Origin of the sequence: Psychrobacter sp. FME6, from assembly GCF_014861365.1 — a bacterium.
Classification (GTDB): Bacteria; Pseudomonadota; Gammaproteobacteria; order Pseudomonadales; family Moraxellaceae; genus Psychrobacter.
In genome coordinates this window covers 1-766 of record NZ_RRYW01000231.1, presented here as the reverse complement: position 1 = coordinate 766, position 766 = coordinate 1, and the positions used below count along the sequence as shown (strand labels likewise).

Here is a 766-nt window from a genome sequence, read left to right as displayed (position 1 = left end):
TTCTCGCTTGTGTCTTTATCTGGCTGCCGCTGATTTGAATTCTATACAGCCCCTAGTAGTAAGTAGTTCTAATTAACTATTGTATTTAACTACTATTATTAGTTAGTCAGTCAGTCATTCATTCATTTGCTAACAAGGAGGTTAGTATGTCTCGTACTCAGCAAAAGCATCTGTCTAAACGCACGCTTGAGCAATGGCTCAGCGAATACTCTGTCAGTCACCAAAACCTAGTCAATAAAAAAATCCATTGGCTATGCGTTCCTACCATTTTTGTCAGTCTATTAGGTATGGGGATGTCGCTGTCGGTTTGGTTTACCTTGGTGCTTAGCGCATTGGTACTATTGTTTTATATGCGCTTATCAACGCCGCTGTTTTTAGCAATGGGTATGTTTATCCTTATTTGCCTTTCAGTGATGGCATTATTGCCTTGGGGCTTTAAAATTTGGGCGGCTGTCTTTGTGGTTGCTTGGATTGGACAGTTTGTCGGTCATAAAATCGAAGGTAAAAAGCCTTCTTTCTTTGAAGATTTACAATTCTTATTAATCGGTCCAGCATGGGTGGCAAACAGCCTTATGGGACATAAAAACAGCTAAAGTATGATACGCCCTAGCTCTGCCATTAACACGTCACTATTTAAAATAGACAAAAAAGCGCTACTTAATACTTGATTAAATAGCGCTTTTTTTGTTAGGGGCTGTATAGAATTGGGAAATAGTTGAAAAAAATAAGCAACGCCTTACACTCTTGTTTACCACAACAAAGAGAA

1 protein-coding gene is annotated in these 766 nt (G+C 38.8%); it reads left to right on the top strand.

All coding sequences use genetic code 11. From position 1 onward, the window contains the following. Positions 1–146: 146 nt before the first annotated feature. Positions 147–593, top strand: coding sequence for a DUF962 domain-containing protein (locus EI162_RS14390; protein WP_192524976.1), 447 nt, complete (start codon positions 147–149; stop codon positions 591–593). Positions 594–766 lie beyond the last annotated feature (173 nt).